Source organism: Streptomyces sp. NPDC050423, from assembly GCF_040655445.1.
In the GTDB taxonomy this organism is placed as follows: domain Bacteria; phylum Actinomycetota; class Actinomycetes; order Streptomycetales; family Streptomycetaceae; genus Streptomyces.
The window spans coordinates 1-17,446 of the sequence record NZ_JBFAJY010000073.1; the positions used below are offsets into that span (position 1 = coordinate 1).

Annotated in this window: 11 protein-coding genes; all 11 read left to right on the top strand. The window is 71.9% G+C overall.

What is annotated here, in order from left to right:
- Nucleotides 1–597, top strand: a 597-nt coding sequence (locus tag AB0I52_RS32085) for a phosphopantetheine-binding protein (protein ID WP_363078583.1), incomplete at its 5' end; no start/stop codon positions are given.
- Complete coding sequence (locus tag AB0I52_RS32090) at nucleotides 594–7,682, top strand: amino acid adenylation domain-containing protein (protein WP_363078585.1); 7,089 nt, start codon at nucleotides 594–596, stop codon at nucleotides 7,680–7,682. The genes AB0I52_RS32085 and AB0I52_RS32090, both read left to right, overlap by 4 nt.
- 189 nt (nucleotides 7,683–7,871) lie before the next feature.
- Nucleotides 7,872–8,789: a kinase gene (locus AB0I52_RS32095; RefSeq protein ID WP_363078587.1), complete on the top strand. Its 918-nt coding sequence runs from the start codon at nucleotides 7,872–7,874 to the stop codon at nucleotides 8,787–8,789.
- Nucleotide 8,790: 1 nt separating this feature from the next.
- The gene (locus AB0I52_RS32100; protein ID WP_363078589.1) at nucleotides 8,791–9,837 is read left to right on the top strand and encodes a cysteine synthase family protein; all 1,047 of its coding nucleotides are present in this window, start codon (nucleotides 8,791–8,793) and stop codon (nucleotides 9,835–9,837) included.
- Nucleotides 9,834–11,099 (top strand): ATP-grasp domain-containing protein, encoded by a 1,266-nt coding sequence (locus AB0I52_RS32105; protein ID WP_363078591.1) that lies wholly within the window; start codon nucleotides 9,834–9,836, stop codon nucleotides 11,097–11,099. Before AB0I52_RS32100 ends, AB0I52_RS32105 begins: the two co-directional genes overlap by 4 nt.
- The gene (argH, locus tag AB0I52_RS32110) at nucleotides 11,096–12,562 is read left to right on the top strand and encodes an argininosuccinate lyase (protein WP_363078593.1); all 1,467 of its coding nucleotides are present in this window, start codon (nucleotides 11,096–11,098) and stop codon (nucleotides 12,560–12,562) included. The genes AB0I52_RS32105 and argH overlap by 4 nt, the downstream gene beginning before the upstream one ends.
- Nucleotides 12,559–13,851 carry an MFS transporter gene (locus AB0I52_RS32115; RefSeq protein ID WP_363078595.1) on the top strand — a complete coding sequence of 431 codons (1,293 nt, stop codon included), beginning with the start codon at nucleotides 12,559–12,561 and terminating at the stop codon, nucleotides 13,849–13,851. The genes argH and AB0I52_RS32115 overlap by 4 nt, the downstream gene beginning before the upstream one ends.
- Nucleotides 13,852–13,894: 43 nt before the next feature.
- Nucleotides 13,895–14,671: a 4'-phosphopantetheinyl transferase superfamily protein gene (locus AB0I52_RS32120; RefSeq protein WP_363078597.1), complete on the top strand. Its 777-nt coding sequence runs from the start codon at nucleotides 13,895–13,897 to the stop codon at nucleotides 14,669–14,671.
- A 133-nt stretch (nucleotides 14,672–14,804) separates the two neighbouring features.
- Nucleotides 14,805–16,694 carry an acetolactate synthase large subunit gene (locus tag AB0I52_RS32125; protein ID WP_363078599.1) on the top strand — a complete coding sequence of 630 codons (1,890 nt, stop codon included), beginning with the start codon at nucleotides 14,805–14,807 and terminating at the stop codon, nucleotides 16,692–16,694.
- 14 nt (nucleotides 16,695–16,708) lie between these two features.
- Nucleotides 16,709–17,281 carry an acetolactate synthase small subunit gene (gene ilvN / locus AB0I52_RS32130; protein ID WP_363078601.1) on the top strand — a complete coding sequence of 191 codons (573 nt, stop codon included), beginning with the start codon at nucleotides 16,709–16,711 and terminating at the stop codon, nucleotides 17,279–17,281.
- Nucleotides 17,282–17,345: 64 nt separating this feature from the next.
- Nucleotides 17,346–17,446, top strand: a 101-nt coding sequence (locus AB0I52_RS32135) for a hypothetical protein (RefSeq protein WP_363078603.1), incomplete at its 3' end; no start/stop codon positions are given.

A 17,446-nucleotide genomic window follows, 5' to 3' on the forward strand; every position in this document is an offset into this window, starting at 1 on the left:
CAGGTCAAGCTCCGCGGCTTCCGTATCGAACTCGGTGAGATCGAGACGGCGTTGACCGCTCACGAGAGTGTGGGCCAGGCGACCGTCGTCGTCCGAGAGGACCGGCCGGGCGACAAACGCCTCGTCGCCTACCTCACCGCCGCCGACAGCGCCCGGATCGAACCCGGCGACGTACAGCGACAGGTGTCCGGGCTGCTGCCCGAGTACATGGTCCCGTCCGCCTTCGTCGTACTGGACGAGATCCCGCTCACCGTCAATGGCAAGGTCGACCGACGCGCCCTGCCCGCCCCCCAGATCGTCAACGACGCCACCGGGCGCGCACCGCGCACCGCCAAGGAAGAAGTCCTGTGCGGACTCTTCGCGGAAGTCCTCGGACTGACCTCGGTCACCATCGACGACCACTTCTTCCACCTCGGCGGGCACTCGCTCCTCGCCACCCGGCTCGCGGGCCGGATCCGCACCGTACTCGGGGTCGAACTCTCCGTGGCGACCCTCTTCGAAAACCCGATCGTGGCCACGCTCGTCGAGAAGCTCGACGGCGCCGCGGCCGCGCGGCCCAGACTTCGGCCGATGCGCCGGATGGGAGTGACCAAGTGATTCCCTTGTCCTTCGCCCAGCAGCGGCTGTGGTTCATCGCCCAGATGGAAGGGCCCTCGACCACCTACAACATCCCGCTCGCCGTGCGGCTGAACGGCGAACTCGACCGCCCGGCACTCCACGCCGCGCTCCTGGACCTGCTCGGCCGGCACGAGAGCCTGCGCACCCTCTTCCCCGACCAGGACGGCACCCCGTATCAGCGGATCCTCGCCGAGGAAGAGGTGGAGCTCCCGCTCGAGGTCGTCCCGGCCGACACCGCGACGGTGCAGGCCGTCCTCGCCGAGGAGTCCGCCCAGGTCTTCCACCTCGCGGTGGACCTGCCCGTCCGGGCCCGCCTCATCGCCCTCGGTGAGCAGGAACACGTCCTGCTCATCGTCATGCACCACATCGTGTCGGACGGCGGTTCGACCGCGCCCCTGCTCCAGGATCTCGCCACCGCCTACGAGGCGCGGGTCCGGGGCGCAGCCCCCGCGTGGGAGCCGCTGCCGGTCCAGTACGCCGACTACACCCTGTGGCAGCAGGAGCTGCTCGGCGATGGCGACGACCCGGAGAGCGCCGGATCACGGCAACTGGACTTCTGGCAGCAGGCGTTGGCGGACCTGCCCGAGGAGGGGACGCTGCCGGCCGACCGTCCGCGCCCCGCCTCCGCCTCGTACGTGGGTGCCACCTGCGACGCCCGGCTGCCCGCCACCTTCCACACCGCGCTCAGTCACCTCGCACGGGAGTCCGGCGCCACGCTGTTCATGGCCGTCCAGGCCGCCGTCGCGACCGCCCTCTCGCGCTCCGGCGCCGGCCTCGACATAGCGATCGGCTCCCCGGTGTCGGGGCGCATCGACGAAGCACTCGACGGGCTGGTCGGCTTCTTCGTCAACACCCTCGTGCTGCGTACGGACGTCTCGGGCGACCCGAGCTTCCGGGAACTGCTGTCCAGGGTCCGCACGACGGATCTGGCGGCCTGGGACAACCAGGACCTGCCCTTCGACCGGCTGGTCGAGGTACTGAACCCCGAGCGCTCCGCCTCCCGCCACCCGCTCTTCCAGGTGATGCTGACCATGGGCGAGGCCGGTTCGGACGTCATCGGGTTCCCGGGGCTCGACGCCCGGACCGAGTACAGCGCCCTGCAGATCGCCAAGTTCGACCTGACGTTCGGCTTCGCCGAGCACCGCACCCGCGACGGCCGGCCGGACGGCCTGGACATCACCATCGAGTACGCCACCGATCTCTACGACGCCCGGACGATCGAGGCGCTCATGGCACGGCTGAACCGGCTCCTGGAGGCCGTGGTCACCTCGCCCGACACCCCGCTGTCCGTCCTCGACCTGCTCGGCGAGCACGAGCGGCGGCTGCTCCTGGAGGAGCGCAGTGGCGCCGCCACCGGCTCGTCCGGGAAGAGCCTGGCGGAGCTGTTCGCCGCGCAGGCCGCCCGCACCCCGGACGCGACAGCCCTGGTCGACGCGGACCACGACCTGACGTTCGCCGAACTCGACGAGGTCACCAACCGGCTGGCCCACCACCTCATCGAGCTCGGGATCCGGCAGCACGACGTGGTCGCGGTCCTGATGGAGCGCTCGGCCGACCTGCTCACCGCTCTGCTCTCCGTGGTCAAGGCCGGGGCCGTGTACGCCCCGCTGAACACCACCGACCCCGACAGCCGGCTCGTCCAGATCCTCGCCGACACCCAGGCGCCGGTCCTGCTCACCGACCAGGCCCTGGCGGACCACCAGGTCGTCCTGGACGCCGACGCGCAGGTCGTCGTCCTGGGCGGTACCACCGGCCTCGGCCACCTTCCCGCCACCGCTCCCGCGTGCGCCATCCACCCCGACCAGCCCGTCTACGCGATGTTCACGTCGGGTTCGACGGGGGTGCCGAAGGGCGTCGCGGTCACCCACCGCAATGTCGCGGACCTGGCCGCCCAGACCATGTACGCGAACGGCGGCCACCGGCGCGTGCTGTTCCACTCACCGGCCGCCTTCGACGCCTCGACGTACGAGATCTGGGTGCCGTGGCTGAACGGCCGCACCGTCGTGGTGGCACCACGCGGCCATCTCGCCCCGGCCGACTACCAGCGGCTCCTCGCCGAGCACCGGATCACCTCGCTCTGGCTGACGGCCGGGCTGTTCCGCGTGATGGCGGAGGAGGCTCCGGAGGCGTTCGCCGGGGTGAGCGAGGTCTGGGCGGGCGGTGACGTGGTTCCGCCGGAGGCGGTACGCCGGGTCATGGACCGCTGCCCGGACCTCACCGTCGTCAATGGTTACGGTCCGACGGAGACGACGACCTTCGCCACCACCCACCGCATCCACCGGCCCCTGGACTACCCGGGTGCCATCCCGATCGGGGAGCCCCTCGACAACCACCGCGTCTACGTCCTCGACGCCGCCCTTCAGCTCGCCGCCCCCGGCGCTCCCGGTGAGCTGTACATCGCCGGCGCCGGCCTGGCGCAGGGATACCTCAACCGCGCCTCGCTGACGGCGGAGCGCTTCGTCGCGGACCCGTTCGGTCCGCCCGGTACGCGGATGTACCGGACGGGCGACCTGGTCCGCTGGAACCTCGCGGGCTCCGTCGAGTACCTGGGCCGGGCCGACCAGCAGGTCAAGCTCCGCGGCTTCCGTATCGAACTCGGTGAGATCGAGACGGCGTTGGCCGCTCACGAGAGTGTGGGCCAGGCGACCGTCGTCGTCCGGGAGGACCGGCCCGGCGACAAGCGCCTCGCCGCCTACCTCGTCGCCGCCGACGGCGCCCGGATCGACACCGACGCCGTGCACCGCGAGATCTCCGTCGCACTCCCGGAGTACATGGTCCCGGCCGCCTTCGTGGTCCTCGACGAGATCCCCCTCACCACCAACGGCAAGGTCGACCGACGCGCCCTGCCCGCACCCCTGCTGAGCGCCGACGCCGGGGGCCGCCCGCCCAGGACGCCCGCCGAGGAAGTCCTGTGCGGTCTCTTCGCGGCCGTACTCGGACTGCCGTCGGTCACCATCGACGACCACTTCTTCCGGCGCGGCGGGCACTCCCTGCTCGCCACCCGGCTCGTCAGCCGCATCCGCGCCGTGTGGGACACCGAGATCACCATCCGGGACCTGTTCCAGTACGCGACGGTCGCGCAGCTGGCCGAGCGGATCGCGGTCGAGGGCAGCGGGGAGCGGCGGCCGGCGCTGATGCCCCAGGAGCGGCCGGAGCGCGTTCCGCTCTCCTCCGCCCAGCAGCGGCTGTGGTTCCTCGACCAGATGGAAGGCCCCTCAGCCACCTACAACATCCCGCTTGCCCTGCGGCTCAAGGGCCCTCTCGACCACCGGGCCCTAGAACTGGCCCTCACCGACCTCACCACCCGTCACGAAGGCCTGCGCACCGTCTTCCCCACCCACGAGAACGTCCCGTACCAGCACGTCCTGCCCCCGACCGCCCCCGGCCTGCCCCTCGTCAGCACCACCGAGGAAGCGCTCACGGAACGGCTGGCCGCCGAGGCCGGCCGGACCTTCGACCTGTCGGCCGAGACCCCGTACCGGGCGAAGCTGCTGAAGCTCGGCGCCGCGGACCACGTACTCCTGCTCGTGATCCATCACATCGCCTCCGACGGCTGGTCGAACGGACCGCTCTTCCGCGACCTGGCCACCGCCTACGAGGCCCGCGCCGAGGGCGCCGCCCCCGCGTGGGAGCCGCTGCCGGTCCAGTACGCCGACTACTCCCTCTGGCAGCAACGCCTCCTGGAACGCGACGAGGAACGCCAACTCGGCCACTGGCGCGGGGTGCTCGCCGAACTGCCGGAGGAGGCCACGCTCCCCACCGACCACGCCCGCCCCGCCGTCGCCTCCAACCGGGGCCGCACCCACGCCGTGCACTGCCCCGCCGAACTGCACACCGCCCTGATGTCGCTGGCCCAGGACACCGGGACCACGTTCTTCATGGTGGCGCAGGCGGCCGTCGCGACGCTGCTGGCGCGGTCCGGCGCCGGGCACGACATCCCGCTCGGCTCACCCGTCGCCGGGCGCACCGACCAGAAGCTCGACGACCTCGTCGGCTTCTTCGTCAACACACTCGTGCTCCGGACCGACACCAGCGGTGACCCGAGCTTCCGGGAACTGCTGACCCGCGTCCGGGAGACCGACCTCGCCGCATGGGCCCACCAGGACCTGCCGTTCGACCGGCTGGTCGAAGCCCTCAACCCCGAGCGCACCACCGCCCGCCACCCCCTCTTCCAGATCATGCTCACCGTCGGGGACACCAGCAACGAGGCCCCCCGGCTCGCCGGGCTGGAGAGCGAGTTCGCCGCCCCGCCGGTCTCCGTGGCGAAGTTCGACCTCACCTTCGCCTTCGCCGAGAACCGCACCGGGGACGGGCGCCCCGACGGCCTCGACATCCTGATCGAGTACACCACCGACCTCTACGAGGCACGCACCATCGAGGCCACGGCGGACCGCCTGGTCCGGCTCCTCACCGGGGCCGTGGCAAGCCCCGATCTGCCGCTGGCGGAACTGGAGACGGTCTCCGAGGAAGACAGGGCCCGGCTGCGCGAGTGGAGCGGCGCGCAGACGCCGGCGCCCGCCCCGGGGCTCGACGGACTGTTCACCGAACAGGCCGCCCGCACACCGCACTCGGTGGCGCTGGTCCACGAGGAGCAGCAGGTGACGTACCAGGAGCTGGACATCTGGTCCAACCGGCTGGCCCGCCACCTCACCGCGCGCGGCGTCACCCCGGGCAGCATCGTCGCCATCCACCTGGAGCGTTCCCCGCAGCTCATCGCAGCGCTGCTCGCCGCCCTGAAGGCCGGGGCCGGATACACCCTGCTCGACCCGCAGTTCCCGGCCGACCGGCTGAACACCGTCCTCGGGCAGACCGGCCCGGCGGCGCTGGTCACCCAGGCCCACCTGACGGCCCTGTCGACCCCGGCCACCCTCGTCGACCTGACCGCGGAGATCCCCGCGATCAGCGGCCTGCCCGGGACACCGGTGGAGACGGGCGGGCACCCCGAATCCATCGCGTGCGTGATGTTCACCTCCGGGTCGACCGGGCTCCCCAAGGGGGTCGCCGCGTCGCACCGGGCGCTGGCCGCCACCTTCATCGGCCCCGACTACCTGGACTTCGGACCGGAGCAGACCTATCTCCAGAGCTCACCGGTGTCCTGGGACGCCTTCGCCCTGGAGGTCTTCGGACCGCTCCTGCACGGCGGCGTCTGCGTCCTGCAGCCCGGCCAGCACACCGACCCGCACCAGATCGCGGAGCTGGTCGAGCGGCACGGCGTCACCACCCTCCAGATGTCGGCGAGCCTGTTCAACCACATGCTCGACGAGCACCCGGTGGTCTTCTCCCGGATCAAGGAGGCGATGACCGCCGGTGAGGCGGCCTCGCCCGCCCACACCGCCAAGGCGCTCGCCGACCACCCCCACCTCCACCTGGTCAACGGCTACGGGCCGGCCGAGAGCATGGGCTTCACCACCGCCCACGTCCTCACCCGGCCGGCGCCCGCCATCCCGATCGGACGGCCCGTCACCGGCAAACACGCCTACGTGCTCGACGAGAACCTCCGGCAGCAGCCGCCGGGCGTCCCCGGTGAGCTCTACGTCTCCGGGCACGGCCTCGCCCACGGCTACATCGGGCAGCCCGCACTGAGCGCGGAACGCTTCGTCGCCGACCCGCACGGTGCGCCCGGCTCCCGGATGTACCGGACCGGCGACCTGGCGCGCTGGAGCCAGGACGGGGCGCTGGAGTATTTCGGCCGGGCCGACCAGCAGATCAAGCTGCGGGGTTTCCGCATCGAGCCGGGTGAGATCGAATCGGCACTGCTGCGGCACCCCTCCCTCGCGCAGGTGGCGGTGCTGATCCGCGAGGACCGGCCCGGTGACAAGCGCCTGGTGGCGTACGTGGTGCCCACCGAGGGCAGCGGCCGGCCCGACCTCTCCGAGCTGCGCCGGCACGCGGTCGCGGCGCTGCCCGAGTACATGGTTCCGGCCACGATCGTGCCGCTGGACGCGCTGCCCCTGACGGTCAACGGCAAGCTCGACCGGCGCGCCCTGCCCGAACCGCCGCAGGCCGACACCGGCGGCGGCAGGGCACCGCGCACCCCGGCGGAGGAAGTCCTGTGCGGCCTCTTCGCCGCCACCCTCGGGGTGCCGTCGGTCACCATCGACGACCACTTCTTCCAACTGGGCGGCCACTCCCTGCTCGCCACCCGGCTGATCGGCCGGATCCGCGGTATCTGGGAGACCCGCGTCACCATCCGGGACCTGTTCCAGTACCCGACGCCCGCGCTGCTCGCCGAACACATCGCCTCGAACACGAGCGGCGACCCGATGGAGACGCTGCTGCCGATCCGCGCCGCGTCCCCCGCCGCCACCGAGGCCCCGCTGTTCTGCGTCCACGCGATCTCCGGGATGAGCTGGTCGTACGCCGGACTGCTCCGGCACATCGGCGGACAGCGGCCGCTGATCGGCCTGCAGGCCAGGGAGTTGACGAGCCCGGCGGACCGGCCGGCCGGCATCGAGGAGATGGCCGACAGCTATGTGGCCGAGATCCGCTCGGTCCAGGCCCACGGCCCGTACCACCTGCTCGGCTGGTCGTTCGGCGGACTCGTGGCGCACGCGATCGCGGCCCGGCTGGAGGAGCAGGGCGAGGAGGTGGCACTCCTGGCGCTGCTCGACTCCTACCCGCTGCCCGACGGGTTCCGGCCACCCGCCGTCACCGGCCGCGAGGTCCTGACCGCCCTGCTCGGGGGCCGCGGCGCCGAACTCGACGTGCGGTGCGCCGACAGCGCCCCGGACGCGGCGGAGCTGGCCGCCGTGCTGCGCGCCGAGGACGCGATCCTGGGCGCGCTGGAGCCGGCCCAGGCCGCCGCGGTCGTCGCCGCCACGGCCGGGAACCTGGAGATGCGCTACCGGTACGTTCCGCGGCGGCGGTTCGGCGGCGACACCGTGTTCTTCAACGCCGCCCGCACACCCGCAGCGGCGACCGGCGCCGACTCCTGGGCACCCCATGTCCTGGGCCGGGTCGAGGAGTACGACATCGACTGCGAGCACTGGGACATGACCACCGCCGAGCCCCTGCGCGAGATCGGAAAGGTGCTGGCCGAGGAGTTGCGCGGAGTACGTCACTGATCCTCACGACACGGCGCAGGTGCCCGGGACCGCCACGACGGCGGCCCCGGGCACCTGCGCGTTCCCGGCCGGCCGCGGCCCCCCAAATTGCCCGCGGGCTGCCGCTCTTGCCGCCGGGCGGCGGGTTCCGGCCTGCATAGCGTGAACCCATCCGCAGGCCATGGCTCCCGGCAACAGAAAGTCAAGGAAATGGTTGATCATTCCGGCTGGCGTGTCGGGGTAGCTTCAGCCCCCGTCCACCACGGTGAGATCCTGCAAGGCGTTTTCACCGGCGACAACGGGCTCACCCGAGGTCTCGTCACTCTTCCCTGCACCATTCACGCGACTCGCGCGACGTTCATCCCCGCCCCCGGCGACGAGGTCACCGTCACGCCGGAGTGGAAGGGCAAGGCACGGCGCGCGGCCGAACTCGCGGTCCGCGCCGTGACACCGCCGGGCGCCGAGCCGGCGGGCGGCCATCTGGACCTCACCGGTGACGTACCGCTGTGCCGGGGCTTCGGCTCGTCGACGAGCGATGTGCTCGCCGCGATCTGGGCGGTCAAGGACGCGTTCGTCAGCCCGCTGCCGCCGCAGGAAGTCGCCAGGATCGCGGTGCGCGCCGAGACCGCCTCCGACTCCCTCATGTTCGAGGAGTCCACGGTCCTGTTCGCCCAGCGCGAGGGCACGGTGATCGAGGACTTCGGCTACCGGATGCCGGCCCTGCGGATTCTCGGCTTCGGCTCCCGCCCCGAGGGCGGCGGGCGGGGCGTGGACACGCTGGCCTTCTCGCCGGCCCGCTACGGGCAGGACGAGATCGGCCTCTTCACCCGGCTGCAGGCGATGCTCCGGGAGGCCATCCAGATGAAGGACGTGGCCCTGCTGGGATCGGTGGCCACGGCCAGCACGGAGATCAACCAGCGCCATCTGCCGATCCCGGAGCTCGACCGCATCCGTGACATCGCGCGGACCACCGGAGCCGTCGGAATACAGGCGGCGCACAGCGGGGACATCGCCGGACTCCTCTTCGACCGGGACGACCCCGAGGTCGAGGCGCGGACCGACGTGGCCCAGGACCTCCTGCAAGAGCTCGGAATTCACGAGCAGTGGAACTACACAACGGGTGACTGACATGACGACGACTCTGCCCAAGGCTCACTCCTCGATCGTGGAGGCGACGGAGCTGCCCCGCATCATCAAGGTGAGCGACAACCTCTACGCGGCCGCCTTCAGCCTGATGAAGCTGCTGCCCGCCCGCTACATACTCGACCGGGCCGAGGCCGCCGGACTGATCTCGCCCGGCACCCGGATCATCGAGACCTCCTCCGGCACCTTCGCGCTGGGCCTGGCCATGGTCTGCCGGCTGCGCGGCTACCCGCTGACCATCGTCGGGGACTCGGCGATCGACCGCGATCTGCGCACCCGGCTCGAAATGCTCGGCACGACCGTGGAGATCGTCGAGCACACCGGCCAGGCCGGCGGCATCCAGGGCGCACGGCTCGCCCGCGTGGAGGAGCTGCGCCGGCAGGACCCCGAGGCCTTCGTCCCCGGCCAGTACGACAACCCCGACAACCCCGGCGCGTACGGCGTCGTCGCCGATCTGATCGGGGACACCGTCGGCGCCGTGGACTGCCTGGTGGGCCCGGTGGGTTCGGGCGGCTCCACCGGCGGACTCGCCGCCGCGCTGCGGCAGACCGGCCCGGCACTGCACCTGGTCGGCGTGGACACCCAGGGCAGCATCATCTTCGGCAGCCCGGACGGACCGCGCACACTGCGCGGACTGGGCAGCAGCATCCACCCGGGCAACGTCAGCCACAACGCCTACGACGAGGTCCACTGGGTGACCGCCCCCGAGGCGTTCCACGCGACCCACGAGCTCTACCGCGCGCACGGCCTGTTCATGGGCCCGACCAGCGGCGCGTCCTTCCAGGTGGCGTCCTGGTGGGCGGAGCGGAACCCGGAGAGCACCGTCGTGATGGTGCTCCCGGACGAGGGCTACCGCTACCAGTCCACCGTCTACAACGACACCTGGCTGAGCGAGCAGGGGATCGTCCCCGCCCCCGCCGCGGGCGGCCCCCGCACCGTCGAACACCCGCTGGACGCCACCGCCGCCTGGTCCCGGCTGCTGTGGGCCCGCCGCGGCTTCGACGACGTGGTGCTGCCGGTGGTCGGCTCATGAGCGAGCGCCTGCTGCTCCTGGTGGAGAGCAACACCACCGGCACGGGACGGCTGTTCGCGCGGCGCGCGGCCGAACTGGGCGTGGTGCCGGTGCTGCTCTGCGCGGACCCGGGCCGCTACCCGTACGCCGCCGAGGACCGGCTGCGGACGGTCGTCGTGGACACCTCCGACGAGTCCGCGCTGTGGACGGCCGTCCGGGCGCTGGAGACCGAGGCCACCGTCGCGGGCGTCCTGACCAGCTCCGAGTACTACGTGCCCACCGCCGCCGCACTGGCGTACCGGCTCGGCCTGCCCGGACCGTCGGCCGAGGCCGTGCGGGCCTGCCGCGACAAGGCGGAGCAGCGCCGGACCCTGACCGGCGCCGGCGTCGGCTCGGCGGACTTCGCCGTCGTCTCCGAGGTCGTCGGCGCGATCGACGCGGCCCGCGGCATCGGACTGCCCGTCGTGGTCAAACCCGTGCAGGGATCGGGGAGTCTGGGCGTACGGCTCTGCGCGGACCTCGACGAGGTCGCCGAGCACGCCGCGACGCTGCTGTCGGCCACCGTCAACGAGCGGGGCATCACCGCACCGGGCCGGATCCTGGTCGAGGAGTACCTGACAGGTCCGGAGTTCTCCGTCGAGGTGTTCGGCACCGAAGCCGTCGTCACCGTGGCCAAACACGTCGGACCGCTGCCCGCCTTCGTCGAGACCGGGCACGACGTGCCGGCCGCGCTCCCCGGCGAGCAGGAGATCGCCCTGCGCGAGACCGCGGTACGCGCGGTGCGGGCGCTCGGCCTCGGCTGGGGCGCCGCCCACGTGGAACTGCGGCTGACCGGCACCCGGACCGCCGAGGTCATCGAGGTCAACCCCCGGCTGGCCGGCGGCATGATCCCCGAACTGGTCCGCAGGGCCTGCGGGATCGACCTCGTACGGGCCCAGGTGCTGGCCGCGCTCGGCGCCGCTCCCGCACTGGAGCGCGGCGGCTACGCCCGTGCCTCGATCCGGTTCCTCACCTGTGCGCGGGACGGCATCCTGGCGCGGTCCGCCGCACTGGACGAAGCCGTGCACCGGGCCCGGACCGTACCGGGCACCGTCGAGGCGCTGCTCTACCGCGCCCCGGGCGAACCGGTCGGCCCCGCCGAGGACTTCCGGGGCCGCATCGGCCACGTCATCGCCGTCGCCGACCGCTCGGGACGGGCCGCCGAAGCCGCCGACCGGGCCGTGGCCCTGCTCGGCGAAGCCGTGTCCTACGCGGATCTGCACACAGAGGAGGCATACGCATGACCACAGCGCCCGCGCACGGCGTCGACACCGGCCGGCTCAAGGCCGCGCTCGACGCCGAGGCGCACCGCATCGTCTACGACCAGTACCTGCCGGACACCGCCGACGGGCTCGGCGAGGAACTGCGCTCCATCAGCGAGGTCGACCGGGCCCACCTGATCATGCTCACCGAGCGCGGGATCGTCGACGCGGACCGGGCCGCCGCTCTGCTGCGCGCCATCGAGGAACTGCGCGGGCAGGACTTCGCACCGGTCCGCTCCAGGCCGATGCCGCGCGGCGTCTATCTCGCCTACGAGGGACACCTCATCGAGCAGTTGGGCGACCGGACCGGCGGCATCCTGCACACCGGCCGCTCGCGCAACGACCTCAACGCCACCACCACCCGGCTCAAGACCCGCGGCCCCTACCTGGCGCTGCTCGACGCGGTCGACCGGCTCGCGGGAGTGCTCCTGGACAGGGCCGAGGAGTACCGGGACGTGGTCATGCCCGCCTACACCCACGGCCAGCCCGCCGTGCCGATCAGCTACGGCCACTACCTCGCCGGCGTCGCCGGCGCCGTACTGCGCGCGTACGAGGCGCTGCTGGACGCCGGACGCCAGATCGACGTCAACCCGCTGGGAGCCGGTGCGATCGGCGGGACCTCCGTCCCCATCGACCCCCGGCGCACCGCCGAACTGCTCGGCTTCAGCTCCGCCGCGCCCAACTCGGTCGACGCCGTGGCCTCCCGTGACTTCGTCCTGGACCTGCTCTCGGCGTCCGCCGTCCTCGGCGTCGCGCTGGCGCGGGCCGGCCGGGACCTGAGCACCTGGACGTCGGAGGAGTTCGGGCTGCTGCGGGTGGGGGACACCCTCGTCGGGTCCAGCTCGATGATGCCGCAGAAACGCAACCCGTTCCTCCTCGAACACATCCAGGGCCGGTCCGGTGCGAGCCTGGGCGCCTTCGTCGGCGCGGCGACCGCGATGACCACCGGTGGCTACACCAACGCCATCGCGGTCGGCACCGAGGCCGTACGGCACCTGTGGCCCGGTCTCAGCGGCACCACCGACGCGGTGACGCTGCTGAGCCTGGTGGTCGCGGGCACCGAACCGGAGCGCGCACGCATGACGGCGCGGGCCGTGGACGGCTTCACCTCGGCCACCTACCTGGCCGAGCGGCTCGTGCTGGACGGGATGCCGTTCCGGGCCGCACACCATCTGGTCGGCGAGACCGTGCTCGGCGCCCTGGACTCCGGCCGGCCGCTGGCGGACGCGGCCCGCTTCACCGCCGTCGACGACGGCGGACTGGCCCCCGACCGGGTGGCCGAGGCGTGCTCCCACGGCGGCGGACCCGGCTCCACGGCCGACGGGATACGTACGCTCGCCACCCGGCGGGACGTGCTGAAAACAGAGCTGACCGACCGGCGCACACGCTGGTCGGACGGGAGCGCGCTGCTCACGCAGGCCGTACTCAGGGCGGTGACGTCATGAACGCCCGGCTGACCGAGCGCGACACCGACACGGAGCAGGAACCGCCGCCGCGCGGCGGACTGCGCACCAACCGCGACTTCCGGCTGCTGTGGATCGGTGAGACGACCAACCGCGTCGGCATCAACATCACCGCCGTCGCCATGCCTCTCGTGGCCACGGTGACGCTCAAGGAGAGCGTCTTCTCGGTGAGTCTGCTGGCCGCGGCCCCCTGGCTGCCCTGGCTGCTGATCGGCCTGCCGGCCGGCGCCTGGGTCGACCGGATGCGGCGACGGCCGATCATGCAGATCTGCAACCTGGTCCCGCTCGTGCTCCTGGCGAGCGTGCCGGTCGCGGGCTGGCTCGGAATCCTGACGCTGACCCAACTGCTGTTCGTGGCACTGATCAATGGGTTCGCCGCGGTGTTCTTCGGAATCTCGTACAAGGTCTACGTGCCCTCCGTCGTCGAACCCGAGGACCTCCAGGAGGCCAACGCCAAGCTCCAGGGCAGCGAATCGGTCGCCCAGGTCGCGGGCCTCGGCGGGGGCGGCCTGCTGGCCCAGGTGTTCGGCGCCACCTCCGGACTCCTCGTCAACTCGGCGACGTTCCTCGTCTCCGCGCTCTGCCTGTCCGGCATCCGCAAGAAGGAGCCGATCCCGGAGAAACCCACCGAACGGCCGGCCCTGATACAGGACATCAAGGAAGGACTCCGGTTCGCCTTCAAGGACCCCTACCTGCGAGTCCTCACCCTGTACGGCACCGCCACCAACCTGCTGCTCACGGCCGAGGCGGCGATCCTGCCCGTCTTCATCCTCCGTGGGCTCGGGGTGCCCCAAGGCGCCACCGGATGGCTCCTCGCGTCGAGCAGCATCGGCGGCATCCTCGGTGCCGCCAACGCGAAACGCCTGATCGCACGGTTCGGCTCGGCCCGCGGACTGCTCGTCGCCACGATCCTCAGCGCCCCGTTCGCCCTGCTCATCCCGCTGACCAACAAGAACTGGACCCTGTCCGCCCTGGTGGTCGGGAGCGCCGTGCTCTCGCTCGGCGTCGTGCTCGCCAACGTGATCCAGGGAGCGTTCCGCCAGCGCTACTGTCCGCCCCAGCTGCTCGGCCGCGTCTCGGCCAGCATCTCGGTCGCGAACTTCGGCGCCATTCCCATTGGTTCACTGCTCGGCGGAACCCTCGGCACCGTCCTCGGTATGCGGCCCACCCTGTGGCTGCTCACCGCCGGACTCGCCCTGACCCCGCTGCTCCTCCTGATCGGGCCGCTGCGCGGAAGGCGCGACCTGCCGATCGCGCCGGCCACGCAGTGAGACCCGGCTCGCCTGTCACTCTCGAACGAACAGGAGAGACCCCGTGGAACAAACCCTGCCGTGGGTCGTTCGTGAGCTGCCACCCCCCGGCTCACTGGACCTCTGGCTCCTGAGGGTCTCGGATGTCCCCATCGGCATCCTGGACGAACAGGTACTCGACGCGACCGAGCGTCAACGTGCCGCCACCCTCATGCACGCCGCCGACCGAACCCGGTTCACGGCCGCGCATGTCGCCCTCCGCCGGCTGCTCGGCTCGTACCTGAGCCTGCGCCCCGAGGAGGTCCACTTCGGCCGGGACACCTGCCCCTGCTGCGGCGGACCGCACGGCCGGCCCACCGTGGTCGACGCCGACGACCGGCTGTTCTTCTCCCTGTCCCACCGCGGCGACCTCGCCGTCGTCGGCACCGCGGCGGCCCCCATAGGGGTCGACGTGGAGCTGGTGGGGGACGAGGAGGGCACCGCGGAACTCGCCTCGATGCTGCACGTGGACGAGCAGGCCGAACTGGCCGCGCTCGGCCCCGCGGAACGGCCCCGGGCACTGGCCCGGCTGTGGACCCGCAAGGAGGCCTACCTCAAGGGCCTCGGTACGGGACTCGGCCGCGATCCCGCCCTCGACTACGTCGGCTCGGGCCGCCCCGAGGGCCCGTACCCGCCGTCCGGCTGGACCCTCCTCGACGTCCCGGTGGACCGGGGCTACGCGGCGGCGGTGGCGGTGCGCGGCGAGCTGAGCGTGGACGGGCCGCTCGTCAAGAGGCTCTCCGGCCTCGACGTCGTACGGCACGCCTGCGACGCCCTGCTGACGGCGGGGACCCCGCCCTGACCCGGCCCGGGGTCCGCCGGGTGCACCGTTGCGGTGATCACCCGGCGGCGGGCACGTACCACCCGGCCGCTCCCGCGGCTGCCGATCACCGAAACGTCCTCGACAACACTCCTACGGACTTTTGGAACTGACGATGCCAAACGCTGTGCAGCAGGCCCCCGCGGCCCTCCTTCCGCAAGCGCGGACCCGTACCACCGGGCAGCCGGACACCGGCGCCGAGCAGGTGACGGGCGCCCAGTCCCTCATCCGCGCTCTCGAAGAGGCCGGCGCGGACACCGTGTTCGGCATCCCGGGCGGCTGCATCCTTCCGGCGTACGACCCCCTGATGGACTCGACCCGGGTCCGTCACGTACTGGTCCGCCACGAGCAGGGCGCCGGGCACGCGGCCACCGGATACGCCCAGGCCACCGGCAAGGTGGGGGTGTGCATGGCGACGTCGGGTCCGGGCGCCACCAATCTGGTGACTCCGATCGCGGACGCGCACATGGACTCCGTGCCGATGATCGCGATCACCGGCCAGGTCCCCTCCAAGTCGATCGGCACGGACGCGTTCCAGGAGGCGGACATCGTCGGCATCACCATGCCGATCACCAAGCACAACTTCCTGGTCACCAACGCCGACGACATCCCGCGGACAGTTGCCGAGGCCTTCCACATCGCCTCCACCGGCCGCCCCGGACCGGTACTCATCGACATCACCAAGGACGCCCTCCAGGCGGCCACCACCTTCCAGTGGCCGCCGGTGCTGGAACTGTCCGGCTACCGCCCGGTCACCAAGCCGCACCCCAAGCAGATCCGCGAGGCCGCGCGGCTCATCGCCGCGGCTCGCCGGCCGGTCCTGTACGTCGGCGGCGGGGTGCTCAAGGCGCGCGCCACCGACGAGCTGCGCACCCTGGCCGAGCTGACCGGGGCGCCCGTCGTCACCACCCTGATGGCACTCGGCGCCTTCCCCGGCAGCCACCCCCAGCACGTGGGAATGCCCGGTATGCACGGGGACGTCGCGGCCGTCGCCGCACTCCAGAAGGCCGACCTGATCGTCGCGCTCGGCGCCCGGTTCGACGACCGGGTCACCGGGAAGCTGGACGGCTTCGCCCCGCACGCCATGGTCGTCCACGCCGACATCGACCCTGCGGAGATCGGCAAGAACCGGCTCGCGGACGTCCCCATCGTCGGCGACGCCCGCGAGGTGATCGCCGCCCTGGCCGCCGCCGTGCGCGGTGAGCGTGAGGAGGGGCGCGTCGGCGACTACGCCGACTGGTGGCGGGACCTGGACCGCTGGCGGGCCACCTACCGTCGCGGCTACGAACTCCCCGCCGACCCGGGGCTGCTCTCCCCGCAGCAGGTCATCGAACGCATCGGTCAACTCGCCCCCGAAGGAACACTGTTCGCGTCCGGGGTGGGCCAGCACCAGATGTGGGCGGCGCAGTTCCTCCCGCACGAGGAGCCCGGCACCTGGTTCAACTCGGGCGGTGCCGGAACGATGGGGTACGCGGTGCCTGCGGCGATGGGTGCCAAGGCCGGGATGCCGGACCGTACGGTCTGGGCGATCGACGGTGACGGCTGCTTCCAGATGACCAATCAGGAGCTCACCACCTGCGCGCTCAACAACATCCCGATCAAGGTCGCGATCATCAACAACGGCGCGCTCGGGATGGTCCGCCAGTGGCAGAGCCTCTTCTACGGCGCACGGTTCTCCAACACCGTGCTGCACGACGGCGCCACCAACGCCACCACCGGCTCGACCCGCGGAGTGGGATCCACCACCAACCGCGGCACCCGGGTCCCGGACTTCGTACAGCTCTCCGAGGCGATGGGCTGTGTGGGCCTGCGCTGCGAGAACCCGTACGAGCTCGACGCGATCATCGACAAGGCCAACGCGATCAACGACCGCCCCGTCGTTGTGGACTTCATCGTCCACGAGGACGCGATGGTGTGGCCGATGGTCCCTGCCGGCACCTCCAACGACGACATCATGGCCGCACGCGACGTACGCCCCGACTTCGGCGACTCCGCGGACGACTGAGAGGACCTCCCGACATGTCCCAGCACACGCTCTCCGTCCTGGTCGAGAACACTCCCGGCATCCTCGCCCGGGTCGCCGCCCTGTTCTCGCGGCGCGGCTTCAACATCGACTCGCTCGCGGTCGGCACCACCGAACACCCCGATCTCTCCCGCATCACCATCGTCGTCAGGGTCGACCACGAACTCGCCCTGGAGCAGGTGACCAAGCAGCTCAACAAGCTGGTCAACGTCCTGAAGATCGTCGAGCTGGAGGCCGACTCCGCCGTCCAGCGCGAACTGGTCCTGGTGAAGGTGAGCGCCGACAACGGCTCCCGCGCCCAGATCGTCCAGATCGCCGAGCTGTTCCGGGCCAGGACCGTGGACGTCTCGCCCGACGCCGTCACCCTGGAGGCGACCGGCTCCGGCGACAAGCTCGACGCGATGCTCCGGATGCTCGCGGCCTTCGGCATCAAGGAGCTCGTCCAGTCCGGCGCGATCGCGATCGGCCGCGGCTCCCGGGCCCTGGCCGACCGCACCGCGCGAGAGGCCCGGCCGATCCGCCTGACCCCGGCCGGCGCCGCCACGGCGGCACGCGCGCAGAGCGCGTAGCACGCCCGCCGTCCCCTTGTCCGTCCGCACATCCTCACATCCCAGGAACCAAGGAGAACTCCCCATGTCCGCCGAGCTGTTCTACGACGACGATGCCGACCTGTCCATCATCCAGGGCCGCAAGGTCGCGGTCCTTGGTTACGGCAGCCAGGGTCATGCCCACGC